The sequence below is a fragment of the Sporosarcina sp. FSL K6-3457 genome (genome assembly GCF_038007285.1).
GTDB lineage: Bacteria > Bacillota > Bacilli > Bacillales_A > Planococcaceae > Sporosarcina.
The window spans coordinates 3,410,301-3,429,362 of the sequence record NZ_JBBOWX010000001.1 but is presented as its reverse complement, the minus strand read 5'-3'; the positions used below and the strand labels follow the sequence as shown (position 1 = coordinate 3,429,362).

General features: G+C 43.7%; 22 protein-coding genes. 16 read left to right on the top strand and 6 right to left on the bottom strand.

Annotated features, from left to right (window positions below; all coding sequences use genetic code 11):
• Positions 1-156 precede the first annotated feature (156 nt).
• A complete protein-coding gene (locus N1I80_RS16860; protein ID WP_340739000.1) occupies positions 157-522 on the bottom strand; it encodes a YugN family protein in 366 nt (121 codons plus the stop codon).
• Positions 523-764: 242 nt separating this feature from the next.
• Here N1I80_RS16860 and N1I80_RS16855 point away from each other — a divergent pair, with 242 nt between their 5' ends.
• Complete coding sequence (locus N1I80_RS16855) at positions 765-1,835, top strand: CAP domain-containing protein (RefSeq protein ID WP_340738999.1); 1,071 nt, start codon at positions 765-767, stop codon at positions 1,833-1,835.
• A gap of 13 nt (positions 1,836-1,848) precedes the next feature.
• Here N1I80_RS16855 and N1I80_RS16850 read toward each other — a convergent pair whose 3' ends face one another.
• Positions 1,849-2,580 carry an amino acid kinase family protein gene (locus N1I80_RS16850; RefSeq protein ID WP_340738998.1) on the bottom strand — a complete coding sequence of 244 codons (732 nt, stop codon included), beginning with the start codon at positions 2,578-2,580 and terminating at the stop codon, positions 1,849-1,851.
• A gap of 110 nt (positions 2,581-2,690) precedes the next feature.
• On the opposite strand from N1I80_RS16850, the gene N1I80_RS16845 reads away from it, so the two are divergent.
• Together N1I80_RS16845 and N1I80_RS16840 are read left to right on the top strand one after the other, a co-directional pair.
• Complete coding sequence (locus N1I80_RS16845) at positions 2,691-4,115, top strand: UDP-N-acetylmuramoyl-L-alanyl-D-glutamate--2,6-diaminopimelate ligase (RefSeq protein ID WP_340738997.1); 1,425 nt, start codon at positions 2,691-2,693, stop codon at positions 4,113-4,115.
• 262 nt (positions 4,116-4,377) lie between these two features.
• Entirely contained in the window at positions 4,378-4,821 is a 444-nt protein-coding gene (locus tag N1I80_RS16840; RefSeq protein WP_340738996.1) for a YlbF family regulator, read from the top strand.
• 92 nt (positions 4,822-4,913) lie between these two features.
• Here the strand turns inward: N1I80_RS16840 and N1I80_RS16835 are convergent, their stop codons facing one another.
• The gene (locus N1I80_RS16835; protein WP_340738995.1) at positions 4,914-5,825 is read right to left on the bottom strand and encodes a glycerophosphodiester phosphodiesterase family protein; all 912 of its coding nucleotides are present in this window, start codon (positions 5,823-5,825) and stop codon (positions 4,914-4,916) included.
• A gap of 145 nt (positions 5,826-5,970) precedes the next feature.
• Between N1I80_RS16835 and N1I80_RS16830 the strand changes: the two genes are divergently transcribed.
• Positions 5,971-6,243: a YlbG family protein gene (locus tag N1I80_RS16830; protein ID WP_340738994.1), complete on the top strand. Its 273-nt coding sequence runs from the start codon at positions 5,971-5,973 to the stop codon at positions 6,241-6,243.
• A 3-nt stretch (positions 6,244-6,246) separates the two neighbouring features.
• Here N1I80_RS16830 and N1I80_RS16825 read toward each other — a convergent pair whose 3' ends face one another.
• Positions 6,247-6,642: a DUF7147 family protein gene (locus N1I80_RS16825; protein ID WP_340738993.1), complete on the bottom strand. Its 396-nt coding sequence runs from the start codon at positions 6,640-6,642 to the stop codon at positions 6,247-6,249.
• Positions 6,643-6,699: 57 nt separating this feature from the next.
• On the opposite strand from N1I80_RS16825, the gene N1I80_RS16820 reads away from it, so the two are divergent.
• From N1I80_RS16820 to coaD, 3 genes are read left to right on the top strand one after another with little or no spacing between them, the layout of a single operon-like run.
• Entirely contained in the window at positions 6,700-8,142 is a 1,443-nt protein-coding gene (locus tag N1I80_RS16820; RefSeq protein WP_340738992.1) for a hypothetical protein, read from the top strand.
• Positions 8,139-8,687, top strand: coding sequence for a 16S rRNA (guanine(966)-N(2))-methyltransferase RsmD (rsmD, locus tag N1I80_RS16815; protein ID WP_340738991.1), 549 nt, complete (start codon positions 8,139-8,141; stop codon positions 8,685-8,687). The genes N1I80_RS16820 and rsmD overlap by 4 nt, the downstream gene beginning before the upstream one ends.
• 10 nt (positions 8,688-8,697) lie before the next feature.
• Entirely contained in the window at positions 8,698-9,180 is a 483-nt protein-coding gene (coaD, locus tag N1I80_RS16810) for a pantetheine-phosphate adenylyltransferase (RefSeq protein WP_340738990.1), read from the top strand.
• A 94-nt stretch (positions 9,181-9,274) separates the two neighbouring features.
• Here the strand turns inward: coaD and N1I80_RS16805 are convergent, their stop codons facing one another.
• Positions 9,275-10,195: a hypothetical protein gene (locus N1I80_RS16805; protein WP_340738989.1), complete on the bottom strand. Its 921-nt coding sequence runs from the start codon at positions 10,193-10,195 to the stop codon at positions 9,275-9,277.
• Positions 10,196-10,328: 133 nt separating this feature from the next.
• On the opposite strand from N1I80_RS16805, the gene N1I80_RS16800 reads away from it, so the two are divergent.
• Positions 10,329-11,375 carry a SepM family pheromone-processing serine protease gene (locus tag N1I80_RS16800; RefSeq protein ID WP_340738988.1) on the top strand — a complete coding sequence of 349 codons (1,047 nt, stop codon included), beginning with the start codon at positions 10,329-10,331 and terminating at the stop codon, positions 11,373-11,375.
• A gap of 7 nt (positions 11,376-11,382) precedes the next feature.
• Here the strand turns inward: N1I80_RS16800 and N1I80_RS16795 are convergent, their stop codons facing one another.
• Positions 11,383-12,612: a nucleotidyltransferase gene (locus tag N1I80_RS16795; protein WP_340738987.1), complete on the bottom strand. Its 1,230-nt coding sequence runs from the start codon at positions 12,610-12,612 to the stop codon at positions 11,383-11,385.
• Positions 12,613-12,729: 117 nt separating this feature from the next.
• On the opposite strand from N1I80_RS16795, the gene N1I80_RS16790 reads away from it, so the two are divergent.
• The 8 genes from N1I80_RS16790 to N1I80_RS16755 all read left to right on the top strand — a co-directional run bounded on the left by N1I80_RS16790 (position 12,730) and on the right by N1I80_RS16755 (position 19,054).
• Positions 12,730-13,263: a YceD family protein gene (locus N1I80_RS16790; protein ID WP_340738986.1), complete on the top strand. Its 534-nt coding sequence runs from the start codon at positions 12,730-12,732 to the stop codon at positions 13,261-13,263.
• Between the two features lie 24 nt (positions 13,264-13,287).
• Positions 13,288-13,461 carry a 50S ribosomal protein L32 gene (gene rpmF / locus N1I80_RS16785; RefSeq protein WP_179391303.1) on the top strand — a complete coding sequence of 58 codons (174 nt, stop codon included), beginning with the start codon at positions 13,288-13,290 and terminating at the stop codon, positions 13,459-13,461.
• Positions 13,462-13,572: 111 nt separating this feature from the next.
• Positions 13,573-14,331, top strand: a complete 759-nt coding sequence (locus N1I80_RS16780) for an enoyl-CoA hydratase/isomerase family protein (RefSeq protein ID WP_340738985.1) — start codon at positions 13,573-13,575, stop codon at positions 14,329-14,331.
• A 240-nt stretch (positions 14,332-14,571) separates the two neighbouring features.
• Positions 14,572-15,936 carry an acetyl-CoA carboxylase biotin carboxylase subunit gene (locus N1I80_RS16775; RefSeq protein ID WP_340738984.1) on the top strand — a complete coding sequence of 455 codons (1,365 nt, stop codon included), beginning with the start codon at positions 14,572-14,574 and terminating at the stop codon, positions 15,934-15,936.
• A complete protein-coding gene (locus N1I80_RS16770) occupies positions 15,929-16,144 on the top strand; it encodes a biotin/lipoyl-binding carrier protein (RefSeq protein ID WP_340738983.1) in 216 nt (71 codons plus the stop codon). The genes N1I80_RS16775 and N1I80_RS16770 overlap by 8 nt, the downstream gene beginning before the upstream one ends.
• Positions 16,145-16,168: 24 nt before the next feature.
• Positions 16,169-17,701 (top strand): acyl-CoA carboxylase subunit beta, encoded by a 1,533-nt coding sequence (locus N1I80_RS16765; RefSeq protein WP_340738982.1) that lies wholly within the window; start codon positions 16,169-16,171, stop codon positions 17,699-17,701.
• A 64-nt stretch (positions 17,702-17,765) separates the two neighbouring features.
• The gene (locus N1I80_RS16760; protein WP_340738981.1) at positions 17,766-18,668 is read left to right on the top strand and encodes a ketopantoate reductase family protein; all 903 of its coding nucleotides are present in this window, start codon (positions 17,766-17,768) and stop codon (positions 18,666-18,668) included.
• Positions 18,665-19,054, top strand: coding sequence for a DUF3397 family protein (locus N1I80_RS16755; RefSeq protein ID WP_340738980.1), 390 nt, complete (start codon positions 18,665-18,667; stop codon positions 19,052-19,054). Before N1I80_RS16760 ends, N1I80_RS16755 begins: the two co-directional genes overlap by 4 nt.
• Positions 19,055-19,062 lie beyond the last annotated feature (8 nt).

The following is a 19,062-nucleotide window of genomic DNA, read 5'->3' as shown; positions in this document are numbered from 1 at the left end:
TTGAATTACGCCAAGGCGTAATTGATCCATGTATAATTCAATTATACCCAACATGTAGATGATTCATTAGTGGGGAGAGGAAAAATTGGTAAGGGATTTGTGGAATAGAAAAAGCCGAAGAACTTTATTAAAAGTCTTTGGCTTCTCATTACTCGATTATTTTTTTAGGTTGTATGGTAGTAGTTCAGCGTGTACAGCTTTTAATGTTGCAACACAGTCTTTAACAAGGCTTGCTGGGAAGTGTTCATCTTCACCATATTCTACGCCATGTGGATAATAATGCTTACCGATAACTGGTTTTTTAAGAATCATATCTGCATGACGTGAATCAACGTCGCCATCAATTGTGTAAGTAAAGACGCGCAAATAATATGTACCTTCTTTGATGACATATTTCTTATCGAATGTTGCTCTTTCATAGTCCCACTGACCTGCACGGATCAGGTTGTGTTTTAGCATAATTTCATCAAGTACTGATAAGTCGACAACCATATTTTCGATGCCTGTATCTTCAATATACATAGTTCATGTCCTCCTTATATATCGTTCAGCCAATTCCCTATACCTATTAATAATAGAACAAATCGTCAGTAGTTGCAATGACAACATTGTGTCATTGTCTAACTTGTGAATTCGTATAATGAATAAGACAAATCTCAACATTTTTCTCTACTTGACGAAGTATAATGAAAGAAGGAATTATGTTTAAGGATGGCATAGAAGTGAATAGATTAAACTACTTATTTTTGAAGGCGGTGCGAAAAATGAAAGTACTTTGGAAAATAGCACTCCTCTTAGTCATTGTTTTAGTGCTTTTTTATAGTATGAATGATCGGGTGAAGGAAAATAAACCGCTCGAATCACCGGTGAAGCATGGAACAGCCATACCTGTACCAGGAACAGGGGAAGGCTTGGCAACAGTACAAGCAGCAAGACCCGAAGTGGGCTTATCCTTATTTGTTGGACAATCGGTGGATAAGCTAGTGGATGAAATGGGTAAACCGACTAGAATTGAGCCATCTGATTATGGCTATGATTGGTGGATTTATGCGACAGATTTACAATTCATGGCGGGGATAGTAGACGGGCAAGTAAATCAAATTTACACAGCAGAAGTAGCTTCCAATGTAGCTCCTTTTACAATAGGGCAGAATGTGCAAGATATTTATCGTTCTACAATTGTGGAGACGGAAGTAGCTGCGCAGGTAGATGACAGTATTTATACGTTTACATTGAATGGGGACGACGTGAAAACCCGGTTGTTGATTGAATATGAGGGGGTCTATGCACAGTTGTACATCGATGCTGTTGATGAAGTATTGGAAGCTGTACGTTTTATCGATCCGATTACGCTTGTTCTTCATCAGCCATATGATATGGCTTATATGGGGGAAATCGTTAGTCCGCATCGTCCTTCATCAACGATTCAAATGGAAGTGGACCGGGCAATGGAACGACAAATTTTTGAGCTAACGAATGTCTATCGAAAGAAACATGACGTGAACGAATTGTTCGGTAATTATTATTTGGGTGAGGTAGCCCATAAACATAGTGAAGATATGGCGAAGGAAAATTACTTTTCGCATGAATCACCGGACGCTGGCAATCTTGCCAATCGGTTAAAAGAAGCGGAAATTGAACATCGTAAAGCAGGAGAGAATATTGCGTCCAATTATGTAGATGCGATAGAAGCTGTCCATGGGTGGCTCAATTCGCCTTCACACCGTGATGTCTTGCTTGATAAGAATTTCACGCATCTTGGTACAGGTGCGTATAGCAAGTATTATACCCAAATTTTTGTGCGTATGACGATAGAAGAAAAAAGGCAGCGCTAATTGTCAGGGCTGCCTAAGGAAGAATCCACGTTCCGGACTCTAAACTAGCGATACCTCTTATATACAGGGGTGTCGCTGTTTTTATAGCATGAAGTGCTGCACGCTTTTGAATAATAGGTCTGTCGCAGTCAAGCAGCACGAGAAACTCATCCATTTTTAACACATCTAGCTTGTGGCAATTCTCGACTTCGCGTGGATCATGTGTCATGACGCCAGGTACGTCTTTAAAGAATTCTACATGTGAGGCATGGAGTGCTCCTGCTAGTGCAATAGCGGTTAAGTCACTGCCCCCTCTTCCTAGTGTCATCACATGACCACCCTCGTCTATTCCTTGAAAACCAGGAATGATGACACAGCGAGTCAGTTCAAGACTTTCAAGAATCGATGTCGTATCGATCTGACGAATGGTGCCATCACCAAAATTCCCAGCAGTCCATATACCGGCATTGACACCGTGAAGGATGGTATTGGTGACGCCTGCGCGTGCTAATTCAGCAGATAATACCGCTGCTGCAATTAGTTCTCCGCAAGACGCTACAAGATCACTTGCTGCCGTAGAGGATGAGAAGGCATCGGTAAGTTGTAGAAGGCTGTCAGTTGAATAGGGATCACCATAGCGCCCAATTGCGGATACAACAACGACAACTTTGTCGAACTCATGTAGCCCTTTTTTTATATGATCAATACAATTCAATCTCATCACTTCATCTTGCATCGCAACCCCACCGAATTTCTGGATAATCATAAAGGCTCCCAACTTTCTTCGTGACGTTCATTGCGCTTTCTTCATACGATAAAGTATGTTCGCTCTCAATATATTCGCTGTCGCAGAAAATGTTCGGGAAGGGGAGAGTGGTGCTGCTATTAACGGAGCTTTTAAAAGACTGGCCTTGCACGGTTAGTGGGGGCGAAATTAGAGCATCTGTCATGGGGATTACCGAAAATTCATTAAGGGTAAAGAAAGGATTTGTCTTTGTCGCAAGGAAGGGCGGGCGGCATGACGGAACGCTTTATATGCAACAAGCGATTGAACGAGGTGCTGTAGCAATTGTGATTGACCGGACAGACTTGGCTGCATTGCCGACAGATATACCTATCGTCATCGTGCCAGATTGTAGATTATTCATAGCACATGCAAGTGCCCAACTTGCCGGTTATCCTGCTAGGCGAATGAAAGTGATTGCAGTGACTGGAACGAATGGTAAAACAACAGTGACCCATTTCATCGGTCAATTATTGAAGTACTTTGGCAATCGTCCAGCTGTTATCGGTACGACAGGTATTTTTATCGATGGGATTAAAATGGATGATGATAGCCCACAAATGACAACGTTACCTGCTGAATACCTTCATCCATTATTGAGGAAATGTGAGGAGGAGGGCGTTACGCATGTTGTGCTAGAAGCCTCCTCACTTGGATTGGCCGCGCATCGTTTAGCTCATTGTGAAATAGATATTGGCATATTGTTGAATATTGGAACGGATCATTATGAAGAGCATGGTGGAAAATTGGCTTATATGCATGCGAAAAAAAGATTAGGCCAAATGGTCGATGCGATGATTGTCAATAAGGAAGATGAACAATGTGTGCAAATGGTTGAGGACTTGACGATTCCTGTAGTTTATTTTGGAATGGATTCGTCTGTAGGTGTTCATGTATTAGATTTGGAAAAGAAGTTTTTAATTCCGGGACGCTATAATTATCTGAACGCACTAGCCGCTATTCATGCACTTGTTCTCCTTGGTTATCAGCTTGATGACATTGTACAATACTGTCATCTGTTGGAACTGCCGGAGGGAAGGTTACAACAGCTTGAGCGGGACGACGTAAGGGTTTATATCGATTATGCACATACACCCGATGCGCTCCAAGCAGTGTTATGTACACTTTCCAATTCCTGTTATGGCAAGTTGATAACGGTTTTTGGCTGCGGCGGGGAGCGTGATAAGGGGAAAAGGGCGGAAATGGGGGAGCTTGCCGTCTTATATTCAGCCAATGTGATTGTGACATCAGACAATCCAAGAAACGAAGATCCCTTGGCAATCATTACAGACATACTGGCGGGTTTCGGAGGTGACTGTTCAGCTGTCGAAGTAATGCTAGATCGGAAATATGCGATTCGCAAGGCGGTTTTCAGTGCAGCGCCAGGAGATATTGTACTCATTGCTGGAAAGGGTCATGAAAAAACGCAACATATGGCTGATGGTCTAGTCCCATTTTCTGATTATGAAGAAGCTAAGCGTGCACTCTTTGAGAAAACCTTTTTAGATTTTAACTGAATTCAGCAGAAGTGCCCCATTTCTATAAGTGGCGGGATAAATGCATAGTCTCCTCCGAATTCAGTAGGGTTCAAAAACAAGCTGAATTAAGTTAAGCCTCCGGCGGATGTCACAGATTTTTAGGGGAGCTTTTCGAGCAAGCTCGAAAAAAATCTGAACGCAATTACGCCAAGGCGCAATTGATTGAAGAAATCAAACATCCTTAGGTGCATGCAGGCTTACTCATCTGGTATGATATACAATGATGGGAGGGGATCATTGTATGATGATGACCGGCGAGTGGATGACCATCATTGAGCAGGCTGAAGGATTGGCTGATATGTTGCTATCTTCAGAAGTGGTAGCAGAGTACCGCAAGGCTTATAATGATGTCTATTCAGATGCTGTGCTAGTTGCAGAAATTCAGGCGTTTGCAGCTATGAAGGAACGATATGAGGAAGTTCAACGGTTCGGAAGATATCATCCGGATTATAATATAGTGATGAAGAGTATTCGCGTCCAAAAACGTGAGCTCGATATGAATGAGCAGGTTGCTGCACTTCGATTGGCTGAGAATGATGTCCAATATCTATTCGATCAAATTGGTTCGATTGTGGCCAAATCGGTTTCAGACACGGTGAAGGTACCAGCCGAAAGTGCATTTTCTACTGGTTCGTCTTGCGGTGACGGTTGTGGCACTGGCGGAGGCTGTTCGTGTTCTGCATAAAATCAATATAAAAAAAGGTTGCATATGCATCGGAAAGTCGATACATATGTAACCTTTTTTTTACTTTATTGTCTAGGCACCTTCCACTTTTCTTATTCACCTATATGCTCTTGAATAATTTCCATTGCTAAAGTCGGTCGATCTGTGATGAAACCGCTCGCACCAATGGATAACAGTTTGACGAATGCATCTTTATCTGTAACATCTTCAAAGTAAACGGGAATATTCAATTGTTTAAGGAACTGGATAAAACCTTCAGTGCCAAGTGGGAATACACCTAGTTTTTCTGAAATACCAAACAAATCGGCACGTGGGCTGTATAGATGCCCCAATTTACTTGTAAAGGCGGCATAGGCTTTTTTTACTTCGCTATCGCCTGCCCCAGTTGCTACGCGGTTTTGGGCGTACAAGTTAAACCGGTCCGTCTGTTCATCATAGGAGCTCGTCACAGCAACACGGTCCTCAGCCCCGAGTTCATCAAGTAGTCTCCAAAGTTTTGAGGGCATCAAACTTCCCTCGTATGTATCTGGAGAGTCTTTTAGGTTTATGGCAATTAACATATGAGGGAAATTTTCTAATAGCTCACGTAGGCTAAGAATGGCTTCGCCTAATCCTCGATAGGGATAGTGACCGGTCTCATCTTCAAACCGATAGCCTGCATCGGCTTTTTTTAGTTCGGCGAGTGTGTAATCGGCAACTCTTCCAGAGAAGTCCGTCGTCCGATCTGTGAATTCATCGTGAAAAATAATAATCTCTTCGTCTTTGGTTAATCGAATATCGACCGCAAATCCATGTACGCCGAGTTCAGCAGATTTTGAAAAAGCGGCTTGTGTATGCTCGGGTGCTTCGGAATGACCACCCCGATGAGCTAGAATGACTGGTTTATTGAAGGCAAGTGCATCTTTACCTTCACGCGGAATCGGTTTTGCGACAACTTTAGAAGCTGCCCATGCAGCAACACTTGCCGCGCCTACTGTAAGGGCCACTTTTGTTTTTCTCCCCATTAAGAATCCTCCTCATTTACATATGCTTTTTTTATTATAAGGCAAAAGAATGATGCTGTCAGCAAGTGTAGCTAGGATGCATGAACTTATTGCCTAGTTTTGCATTCCTATGGTATTGTATGGGATAAGGAAAGAGGGGAAATCTATGGTCGAACGTCAAGGAATTATCGTCTATCTTCAACATTTAAAACAAGCAAAATCATTTCGAAAGTATGGTCATGTACATTATATATCACGTAAAATGAAGTATGTTGTCCTTTATTGCAATAAGGAGGAGATCGATACAGTCATTAGTAAAATAGAACGCCTCCCATCGGTGAAAAAAGTATTGCCATCTTATCGGCCATATGTCAAAACTGAATATGAAAATGCAAAACCAGATAAGGCAAAAGAATATGATTATAAGGCTGGATTATAAGGCTTATCGTAAAGGTGGGAGCAGATGATTGAGACGTAGAATGCCTGTCACGTACTGAAAGAATAGGACCCGTTCAGCGAACTCTGTAGAATGTTTTACTTCGATATAAACAGGTATACTACCGGCCTTTTCAGCAGCTTCTTCAAAGAGCAATCTACGTTTTGATTTAGTCGCATCATTTTGGATAATACCTTCTCTGCAAATGTACACGGGCATGAAGAAACCTTCGTTTGCAGGTTCAAGAGCTACTGCGAGTGATAAGGCATGGCCAGATGGTGTTGGTGCAGCTAGGATGAATGTCCTGTGTAAACGGCTACTATTTGTGTTAATAAGCTCACATAATTCGTAAATATCACCAAAGCCTTCACCTAGCTCTATAAATTGCTGATTTAAAATCATACATAAACACTACCTTTCTAAATTACATCAATTATACCATGCATAGGGGTGTAGAACTTGAAATTTATTGCAAGGACGGTTGTCCTTTTACTCATTGTCAACACGCTTCTTGTTTATATGCATTATAAACAGGCAGGAAATGTTGTCGCCAAGGAATCTAAAATCACAACATACCAGCAGGAAATTGAAGTACTGAACCGCTCAGACGCCTTGTATGTCCAGCATCATTTTACTAACTTGTCGCAAGGGCGTCATGAGATTGTGTGGCCTGAAGCAAGCACGGAGCGTGCATGTTATCCGGCTGATGAAACTTCTTGTGATCGGTTGGACGAAAGTTTGGCAGCCTTTGTGGATGGTGACAATGGCAATCAATCAATTTCGTATAAAATATTGAAAGAAGAGCCCATGAAAAAAACGGTGTTATTTAATGAGCCATTTGCTGAGTTGCATGGCGCTTCAGCAACGTCTACGTTATTCCATATGACCGATGAAACAGGGAATGGTGGGATGTGGGTCAATGGCTTGAAACAAGTGGGTACTAAAGAAATGGAACTTATCGACTATACATTGTTCCGCGGATCAGAAGAGATTCAGGATTTGTATTGGCAACAAAATCGTTTGCCTCTTGTCTATGCGGGAAAAAAGCTTGACGTATATGGAACAACTGGTAATAGTGACCAGTTCGAACCGATTGATGAGGCGCTCCAAGCAATCGATGCCAGTCACTCGACAATTGTTATCGATAGTACGCATCCAGAGGTCACTTCAGAGCGGTTTATTGTTTCAGCAAATGCGGATGTAGATCATGTATCTGATCTATTTCTAACGTCTGCTATGTATGCTCGTTTTTCAATACCAGCTAAAGAACGTATGGTTGCTGAATTGACAGCTTCGATTTTAGGAGACAAGGTGACGGGAATGAAAAAATCTCGTCAAGCCTATGGGAAACTGATTGAGGTACTTACGGAAGAAGAGCTGCGACAATTGCAAGAGTTGCTCGGCACTAGATCAGGGCAGGAAATGACAGCGGCAATTTTGGACGACTTAGTTGGAGAAGTGACGGGATTTAGGACCTCTTATTTCAAGACAGCTATGCAAGATGAAACAATGGATAAGCCGTTTCTTTTCGAAGATCCTCGTGAAATTCAAATAGATGGGACGAGTCAGGCGGATATTGGTATCATTTTGAAAGATGGAAAAACACTTTATCCAGCAAAGACTATTTTAAGTCTTGCAGGCTATTCTGTTACAACGAACGAACAGTCCATTTATATTGAAAGTGAGAGCAGACAGTTTAGATTCCCGAAAAAAGAGTTGTTCTACGTGTATAATGAACGGAAATTTGATGTTACAATGATGCCGTTTGAGGAGTTTGCAGGCGAAATTTACTTCGAAGAAAATTGGTTTAAACGATTATTCCTACTCAATATTGAGAAGACGGCAGATACCATTAATATTGTGAATTTGTCAGCGCTAGTAGAGGAGGCTATGAACAATTGAGGATTGTTGCAGGGACAATGAAAGGCATTCCATTGAAGTCATTAGCAGGTACGGACACTCGCCCAACATCTGACAAAGTTAAAGAATCAATCTTTAATAGGATTGGGCCTTACTTTGATGGGGGAGTGGCTGTTGAACTATTTGGCGGTAGTGGTTCTCTTTCCCTCGAGGCGTTGTCGAGGGGAGTGGATGAGGCATTCGTTTTCGAAAAAAATGTTAAAGCGTGTGCCATTATTAAGGCCAATGCGGAAAAATGTCGATTCACGGAACAGTTACATATTCAGCGGGCAGATGCGCGTAATGCGGTTAGCGTCTTGCAGGCGACTCAGAAAAAAGCTAAGCTACTTTTTCTCGATCCTCCTTACGCAGAAACAGCATTTTACGAGTTGGCAAGGGACTTCGCGGAGGCAGGTTTGCTGACGGACAATGCTGCAATTGTCTGTGAGCACGACAAGCAATTTGTATTACCGGAATCATACGGTCAGTATCACAAAATTAAAAGTTCAGTGTATGGAAATATCGCTGTATCTATTTATGAGAAATGAGGTTTCGTTAATGTCTAAAATTGCGGTTGTGCCGGGAAGTTTCGATCCATTGACAAATGGGCATCTTGATATTATCAAGCGAGCGGCGCGAGTGTTTGACGAAGTGAATGTCGTCGTGATGAATAATTCAGCAAAGAATTCGCTTTTCACCGCTGAAGAGCGAATAGAACTGATTCGAGTTGTCACAGCTTCGATTCCGAATGTGAAAGTTGAGGCATCAGCTGGGCTGATGATTGATTATGCGAAAAGTATTGGTGCAACGGCTGTTGTTCGTGGTCTGCGGGCTGTTACAGACTTTGAATATGAAATGCAAATTACGTCTATGAACCGTGTGCTTGATGAAAGTATCGAAACGTTCTTCATTATGACGAATAATCAGTATTCATTTTTGAGCTCAAGCATTGTCAAAGAAGTGGCGAAGTATGGTGGTGCTATTTCTGAGCTAGTACCAAAGCAAGTGGAAGAAGCGTTGAAAAAGAAATTTGAGGCGTGAAAAATGGTTATGGTGAAAGTGGCTTTTCACCATAACCATTTTTATCTTTATTCAGCAGATGATTTTGACACAATTACGCCGAGGCGTAATTGATTTAAAAAATCAAAAAAAAGATAATGGGAACGAAAATGACGCTCCATATTCGTCCAATGACATAAGGGGACATTGGGATATTGCCGGTTTTTGCAATGATAAAAACCTGCAGATGGATGCTGAGTCCGTTAAGGGAAATAATTGCCGCGATTAGAAAAGGGAATATGGCGAGACTATAAAAATGGTCCGTTGCCGATTTAACGCCTGATGTCATTTCCAAAAAGGATAGGGCGAATGTTTGTGCAATACCTGTATCGACTGAAAATGCAGTCGTTCCAATGGTTGACAGCACCGTTCCAAGTGAGGAAAAGAAAATAACGGTTGTTGCGACAAGAATGATAATCGTTGAACTTTCTTTAATGGCATCAAGTAATGGCATTCCAACATCTTTTTTTATAGATTGTACAGGAAGGATATCAGTATCATTGGTGCGAAGAAGGAATAACAAGGCGACCAAAAAAAATAAGATATTTGCGATATGGATGGCCGCAAGTAATTTCCAGCCTGCACTAATGTTTCCGAAAAGTTCTGTGCCAACGAAACCGATAATGAACATCGGTCCTGGTGCATGGCATGCTGCGAGCAATAAGCCGCTTTGTTGCCGTGATAATTCACCGTTTTTCATCATTTCTGTCACAGTAACGGCTCCGACGGGAAAACCTCCAAATGACCCAAGTACGTAAGCTTTTATATAGCGACGCCATTGAGAGATTTTTTGCGTACGGGCAGGTATTTTTAATAGCCATTGTGTCAATATGATATAAGGCAGTAAATAGGGAAGCAATGCCTGGATGAAGAGCTGTGCGCCGGCTACTGCACCGTCATGTGCAATGCCAGGTTGCCAGATAAACAGAATGATGAGTCCCCAAATGACGGCGATATTTATAGTATATGTTAGGCGTGTATGTACTTCTTTTTCCACGCACCCTGCTCCTTTCAGTGACTGGTTCAAAAACTACAAAAACCAGTAGACTATTTTTGTCAGTCATTTTTTTCGATGTTACACTTATATATATGTTAAGAAAGTACAGGCTATTAACGGAGGTGCACCTAAATTGAGAAAGAAAAGACTTGGTCTGATGGGCGTAGTGCTTGTCATTTTGGCTATTTTACTTGTTTACCCGATGGACACGTATATATCGCAACCGGGTGGAGCGTATAATTTAGAGCCGCTTGTTGAAGTGGTGGATGGGGATCAGGATGATCAAGGAACGTTCAGTCTCATGACGATTTCTGTTGCGAAGGCAACGCCATTTTCTTATACGTTGGCGAAGTTATCGGATGAGAAGAAAATCCTGCCCGCTAATAAAGTGAGAAGAGATGGAGAAGATGATACAGAATACAATATCCGACAGAAGAGAATGATGTCTGGCTCACAGTTTAACGCCATTACTGTTGCATTTGACAAAGCAAAACTGCCTGTTGATATAAAATTTAATGGAATTTTTGTCATGATGGTACTTGATGAAGGTGCAGCGGCTGGTGTGCTGGAGGCGGGCGATCGAATTCATGCAGTAGACGGAGTTCTTCTTGAAGAATCTGGCCAGTTTTTTACATTGATGGGCGAGAAAAAGCTTGGAGATGAAGTGTTGCTGTCCGTGGAAAGGGACGATAAACTACGGGATATCACCATTACTTTGAAAGAGATTCCAGGCAGTGAAGGTCGTGCGGGACTTGGTGTCCAATTCGAAGAGGATCGAGAACTGACAACGAATCCTAAAGTTGATTTTCAAACTTCGAATATCGGAGGTCCTTCCGCGGGTTTAATGTTCACACTTGAGATTATGAATCAGCTACTCGATGAAGACTTAACAAAAGGTTATAATATCGCCGGAACTGGAGAAATGTTGGAGGATGGGACTGTTGGACGTATTGGTGGTGCTGATTTTAAAGTCATTGCCGCGTCACGCAAAGGTATAGAAATTTTCTTTGCACCAGCCGATGATTTGCCGGAGGAAGTAAGGGAGAAAAATCCAGGAATCCTCACCAACTATGAAGAAGCTGTAAAAACAGCTGAAAAAATAGGCACGACTATGAAAATCGTGCCGGTGAAAACGATTGATGATGCATTGGATTATTTAGCAGGATTAGAAGAAAAATAATCTGATTTCACTTGATTATAATCGGGTGTGTATCGTAATCGGCACCGATATGGCACCGGGAAGTCCCGTTGCTGATGCCAAGCGCATACATATCCGATGCATGGATATCGAATGTTAAAGAAGGATTTGAAAAGGCTGCTGCCTTGCTAATAACAGGCAGCTTGAGCCTTTTTTTATGTTCATTCAAATAAAGTCTTCCAGCTTGTGTCATCCCGAGCAATCGCAGGTAGGAAGGGCTTGTCATGTTCCTACGCATAGCAGATGTGAAGCCGGTAAAAATATGTGTCAGCATACGTTGGATACGTGTCCAGGTGTACCTTTTGGATTTGACTTCACTCATGAAGCCTTCAAATGTCTCGTGAGTGGCTGCTGCGCGGTACAGCAGGTTCTCGATGCCCTCTGTGATGTCGGCAATCGTCCTCAGGCGTTCAGGTCCTTCACGCAAAATGGTGAAACGTAGCTGTGGATAGAAAGATGCCCAATGCCCGAATGACTGCTGTGTGGACTGCCAGTCAAGGAGCACTTCTCGTGTTATATGTGGGATGAAATCTGTAACAGCTGCTAAGGTGTTTAATTCAAAAAAGGACTTTCTAATTCCCGTAGCGCTTGCAATTTGATTGCCAATAATTGCATCCTCATGATATTGCGCAACAATACGAGGAATTGTTGTGGCGGTCATTGTTGACTGAATGGCAAGAGCCGATTCCATATAATGAAAGCCTAATATATTATTAGGTTTTGACAAATCAGCAAGCGTTCCTTCAATTGCTGAAGACTTGGTAGCTGCTATATAGGCTTCGTTTAAAGCTTTTGGATAGCTAAGTCCTCGGCTGACGGCTTCTTTTACAGTTTGCTCATAGCTAGTGCCAGTTTGTTGAATGAGTTGAAGGCTTCTTTCAAGTGGTCCAATCTCTCCGTCCTCACTGCCGAAGCAAAAAGCACTGCACTGTGCAGCATCTAGTAGCTGGATAGCGCCCTTCGCGAAGATTGGGGCAGTTGCAGTGGCAAATGCGTAAGGAAGCTCAAAAACGATGTCAACGCCGTTAGCCAAGGCTGCCTTCGTCCGTGCCCACTTATCAATAAATGCGGGTTCTCCGCGTTGCAGGAAGTTGCCACTCATGACGGCAATGACAACATCTGCTCCGGTGATATTTTTTGCTTGTCGTGCATGATGTAAATGTCCGTTGTGGAACGGATTATATTCGACAACAATTCCTGTTGCTTTCAAAGTTGTCACTCCTTTGCTACAATGTATTGTAATTATACCTATGCGGTTGATGAAGTGACAAGAAAATATCTTGACATCCCTTTTCACCCATTATATAATCAACATTGTTGTCTTGAGGTGATAGACATGAAATGGTCAATCCATCAATTACAGAAATACAGGCAAGGTGCGATGCCGCTTGACGAAGCTGTCGACCTTGAATCCGTTAAAATACGGAATCCGGAAATCCGGAATATTACGCCTGTCCGCGTGACCGGAAGTTGTACAATCGGTTCTAAGAAATTGACCTGCCGATTCCGGCTTGAAGGTACAATGACATTGCCTTGTTCCCGTACATGGGAAGATGTAGAGTTACCGTTTGTCATCGAAGCTGATGAACAATTTAGCTGGGATGAAACGATTCTCGCGGCAGACGATGAAATCCATCCCGTAGTGGGAGAGACTATCGATCTGACCCCTGTCTTTGAGGAGCTCGTCCTCCTTGAAGTGCCACTTCAGATTTTCAGCCCTAATGCTGATGACATGAAAGAAGCTAAAGGACAAGGCTGGTCATATACAACCGACGAGGCGTACAATGCCAAACTCCGTGAGGAAATGGCAACGAAAGTGGATCCAAGACTTGCCGGTTTGGCAAAATTCTTTGAATCCAAGGACGAATAAGGCGAACGTAAGGAGGTGCCCCAGATGGCTGTACCAAAAAGAAGAACATCCAAAACAGTTAAAAACAAGCGCCGTACGCATTATAAATTGCAAGTACCGGGAATGACTACTTGTACTAACTGTGGCGAAATTAAATTGGCTCACCGCATTTGTAAATCATGCGGTCAATACAAAGGAAAAGAAGTAATAGGCGAATAATAGATTGGCCTATGAAGGTCACCGTGAGACCATGGCTCACGGTGACCTTTTTTTGTACATAGAAATGCGGAGTCGGAGCTAGGCATAAAAATGAAATGTGAGGGAATAGACATGTCTTACAACATTCAGATTGAAAACAGCATCGCCACATTTACGATTGATCGACCTGAAATGCGCAACGCGGTGAATGGGGCAGTTATGGAAGGGCTTGAACAATTTCTGGAACAAATTGAGGACAATTCAGCTATTGCCTTCGCAGTCATTACGGGTGCGGGTGACCGAGCGTTTTGTTCGGGAGGAGATTTAGCTGAATTTCATGGCTTTCGCACGGCTGAAGAAGCGTTTCCGATGCTAAGCAAAATGGCTGGTTTGTTGTATCGAGTGGCGACGTTACCGATGCCTGTGATTGCTGTCGTTAATGGTGCTGCGGTTGGTGGGGGCTGTGAAATCGCCACAGCCTGTGATTACCGACTTGTTTCATCGAGCACGAAAGCGGGATTCATCCAGGGAACGTTGGCAATTACAACGGGATGGGGTGGTGCGACGCTGCTGTTTGAAAAAGACGGGAAGCATGATCGTGTGTTCCGCCTGCTATCAGAAGCAGAAATCCATACGGCGGATCAGCTGTTGGCTGCTGGCTGGGCTACAGAGCTCTATGAAGGTAGCGCGGAAGAAGGGTTGAAGAATTTTCTAGCTAAAATGTCTAGGGTTCATCCATCGGTTCACCGTGCTTATAAGACGGTAGCGATTCGAAAGTGGACGGCTGATTTCATGCGAGACCGCATGCTCGAAGAAGCGCGTCAATGCTCTCTCCTATGGGAAAGTGAAGCACATCATGAGGCGGTAGACCAGTTTTTATCGAAAAAATAAGTAGAGGACCGTTTTGCAAGGTGAGTGACTACCTTGTGAAACGGTTTTTTCCTGTTAATGAAGCGGCTGGCGAGCTGGAGTCGCAGGTAAACGTGGGAAGTCGCTGGTAAATCATTAAAGCCATCAGGCAAAGTCCTTCGAAAAGATGTTTTTTTCAGACAGGGGTTGAAAACGGTTTCATTTATCGTTTACACTAAAGGAGGAAGGGAAGTTCACGTTCACAAGTTGGGGGATGATTATATGCATAAAGTGTTGATTGCGAATCGTGGGGAGATTGCGCTTAGGATCATCAAAACTTGTCAGCGTCTTGGCATTCAAACGGTTGCGATCCATTCGGAAGCGGATGTGGATATGCCATTCGTCAAGGAGGCAGATGAGGCGTTTTTGCTAGGGCCTGCACAAGTTCAACAATCGTATTTAAAAGCGGATGATATTATTGATATTGCCGTTCGTGTAGGAGTAGACGCGATTCATCCGGGGTATGGATTGCTGTCTGAGAATGCGGAATTTGTACGTAAAGTCCAGCAGGCAGGTATGATTTTCATTGGGCCTGACGCGGATACAATCGATAAAATGGGGGATAAGATTGGTTCGCGTGTGACGATGCAAGCGGCTGGGGTGCCGGTTGTTCCTGGAACTGATGAAGGGATTGCCACTTTGGAAGAAGCGGTGCAAGCCGCGGTAAATATAGGCTATCCAATTATGTTGAAAGCGAGTGCGGGTGGTGGAGGAATTGGCATGGTCCGCTGTGAAAGTGAGCAAGCGCTCAGTCAGCACTTCGAATCTGTCAAAACTCGTGCTAAAGCCTATTTTGGCGATGATGTTGTTTTTCTCGAAAAGTTCATTGCGAACGCACGTCATATTGAAGTGCAGATTTTTGGGGACAATCAAGGCAATGTCGTCCATTTGTTCGAGCGTAATTGTTCGGTACAGCGTCGCAACCAGAAAGTGATTGAGGAATCACCTTCGCCGTGCTTGCCGGAAGAAACAAGGCAACGTCTATTTCAAGCGGCAGTCGATGCAGCGCAGGCAGTTGGTTATAAAAATGCAGGGACAGTCGAATTTATTGTCGATGACAACAATCATATCTATTTTCTTGAAATGAATACACGACTTCAGGTCGAACATCCAGTAACAGAATTAGTGGTGGGCTACGACCTTGTTGAATGGCAAATTGAAGTCGCGAAGGGTAATGAGTTGCCGGTGAAAAATCAGCAGGCTATTCAGTCAAATGGTCACGCCATTGAATATCGTATCTATGCAGAAGATCCGGTCAAATTCATGCCATCACCGGGGACTATTGGGAAACTCGACTGGGGAGATGCAACGGGTATCCGAATTGATGCTGGATACGTCGAAGGTGGTAAAGTGACACCGTTTTACGATCCATTAATTGCGAAGGTTATTGTGCATGCTGCGACTCGGGCTGAAGCGATACAGCAATCACAGGTGTTTCTCGCACAAGTAGATATTCAAGGTTTGAAAACAAATATACCGTTATTTACTGAATTCCTACCATCTGAGGAATTCGGAACAGGTGACTATTCAACGGCAGCGCTACCGACTTGGCTCGAACGACAAAAGGAGGAAAAAAACAATGACTGAAGTAAAAGCAACGATGGCAGGTACCGTATTTACGGTCAATGTAGCAGTAGGTGAAGAAGTGGCGGCAGGGCAAGTTGTGCTTGTGTTGGAATCTATGAAAATGGAAATACCGATTGAAGCAGAAACAGCTGGAAAAGTAGCAGCTATTAACGTGCAAGTCGGCGATTTCGTGAACGAAGAAGATGTTTTGGCCACAATCGAAGCGTAAGGGGAAATGGGAGGGGGTCCTGGAATGACTACGTATAATGAAAAATTGGAAGCAAAACTACAGGGGATTTTTGCAGGAGGTCATCCAAAATATCATGACAAATTGACAGAGCAGCATAAGCTTTTTGTCCGTGATCGGCTGGCATTACTGTTTGATGATGGGGAATACACAGAAGACGGTCGATTTGCGAACTGTGAAGCAGGCGATTTGCCGGCCGATGGTGTTGTCACTGCAATGGGGAAAGTGGGTGGCCAAACGGTTTGTGTTATGGCGAATGATTCGACGGTGAAAGCGGGTTCTTGGGGAGCGCGTACTGTTGAGAAAATCATACGTATTCAGGAAATTGCAGAGAAAAATCGAGTACCGATGCTCTATCTCGTTGATTCAGCAGGTGCTCGTATTACGGACCAACTGGATATGTTTCCGAATCGCCGGGGGGCAGGCAAGATATTTCACAATCAAGTGAGGTTATCTGGGTTCATCCCACAAATTTGTATTTTGTTCGGTCCTTCTGCTGCAGGTGGTGCGTATATCCCAGCGTTTTGCGATATTGTCATCATGGTAGACGGTAATGCGTCGATGTATTTAGGCTCGCCGCGTATGGCTGAGAAAGTCATTGGGGAAAAAGTGACGCTTGAGGAAATGGGCGGCGCGCGTATGCATTGTTCGGTCAGTGGCTGTGGAGATGTCCTAGCTGCAAACGAACAAGAGGCCATTGCAGAAGCCCAGCGTTACCTGACGTACTTCCCGGCGAACTTTACGGAGCAACCTGCACTGCGAGGTGTCGTGGAGGCGAAAGCTGGCAGGACGCTTGAAGCAATCATTCCTGAAAATCAAAATGCGCCATTCGATATGTATGAAGCGATCGATGCGTTGATTGACGAGGGCAGTTTCTTCGATGTGAAAAAATTATTTGCACCTGAATTAATTACTGGCTTTGCGCGTATCGAAGGGCAAACGGTTGGTATTGTAGCTAATCAGCCGAAAGTGAAAGGGGGCGTGTTGTTCGTTGACTCAGCCGACAAAGCGACGAAATTCATTACACTGTGTGATGCGTTTTCGATTCCGCTGTTATTTTTAGCGGATGTACCAGGCTTCATGATTGGAACGAAAGTGGAGCGTGCAGGTATTATTCGTCATGGAGCGAAGCTGATTATGGCAATGAGTTCCGCGACAGTACCGAAAATTTCTGTCATCGTTCGTAAAGCGTACGGCGCAGGGCTCTATGCGATGGCAGGGCCGGCGTTCGAGCCAGATGTCTGCATTGCCCTACCGACTGCTCAAATTGCTGTCATGGGACCAGAAGCAGCCGTCAATGCCGTCTATTCGAATAAAATAGAAGCGATTGAAGATCCAAAAGAACGGCTGTCATTTGTCCAAGAGAAGCATCAGGAATATAAAGAAGAGATTGATATTTATAAGTTAGCGTCTGAGCTAATTATTGATGAAATTGTCGCACCTTCAAGCTTGAGAGGGGTATTGGCAAATAGATTCCGGTTGTATAGCACAAAAAATATTCCGCAACCACCGAGAAAACACCCAGTATATCCTGTATAATCGAATGAAAGAGATAAAGGTCCGCCGGCATACAGGTGGACCTTTTCGATTAGAGGTGGAAAAGATGAATGTCGTCATTGCGGGAGCGGGTTCAATTGGTCTGCTACTCGGGTCGTTTTTAGCTGAAGCGGGGGTAGCTGTGACTTTCTACGTCAGACGGGAAGAACAGGCACAACTGATTCGGGAAAAAGGAATACAGCGTATCAACCAGGACGGGACAACGAGTATGTACGATGTAGGGGCAATGACAGATATTAGAGCGTTAGCGCCTACTGCGTTGTGGATTGTTGCGGTCAAATATGCTGGTTTAGGTGACCTCCTTTCAGACATGGAGCAAGCAACTATAGAGAATCCCGTGCTATTTATCCAAAATGGTATTGGTCATATAGAGTTAGTGAATAACACGGCAATGCCTCACGTTGCATTCGCCACAGTAGAACATGGGGCTCGCCGAGTAGATGATCGGACCGTTAGCCATAATGGAGTTGGTATGCTAACCATTGCTCCGACCCGTGGAGATAAACGCCTATTTGACAAGCTTGGACGAGCTCATTCAGCTCTGTTTCCAGTAAGTTTTCACGTAGATGCTGAACAAATCCTAATGCGCAAAGTGCTCATCAACTGTATGATTAATCCTTTGACGGCTATTTTAAAAGTGAAAAATGGTGAGCTTTTGACAAACACCCATTGTCGTACACTTTTCGATACATTATATGCTGAATTGATGGCTGCTTTTCCGGAAATACAGTCAATTCTTCCCAATGAGGCCGTGGTAGGTGTTTGCGAAAAAACAGCAAGTAACCAGTCGTCGATGTTGGCAGATTGTTTAGCGGGTCGTCCGATGGAAATTGAAACAATTGTCACCGCGGTTATTCGCAAAGCGAACGAACGTCAACGGACATTACCGCTCTTAGCGATGCTTGAAACGATGCTCTATGCTGTAAATCGGACAGGAGGGGAAGTATGAATGGGATAACTTCAACGTTTTTCGGGGGAGTCATTCTGTTTCCCTTCATCGTCACCGTTTTATTTCTTATCATTATGAGAAGGATGGGCAAGGCGCCGGCATCGGTCATTGGGCTGGCGGCAGATGTAACAACCCCATTTCTATTCTTAACGGTGTATGTGGCCTCCCGTACAATTATTGGGGAAGGAACGGGCGTCTATATCATAGGAGCCGCCATTATAATTGCCATTGCCCGTATCGTTATGGAAAGGGTTAAGGTCAAAGAATTTCAAATCGCTCCTCTATTAAGGAAAACATGGCGCTTGTATTTCCTTGTCTTAACAGTAGGCTACATCCTTCTGTTGCTTGGTGGCGTCATTGCGAAAGTGATTGACTATATAACTTAATTGTCTGT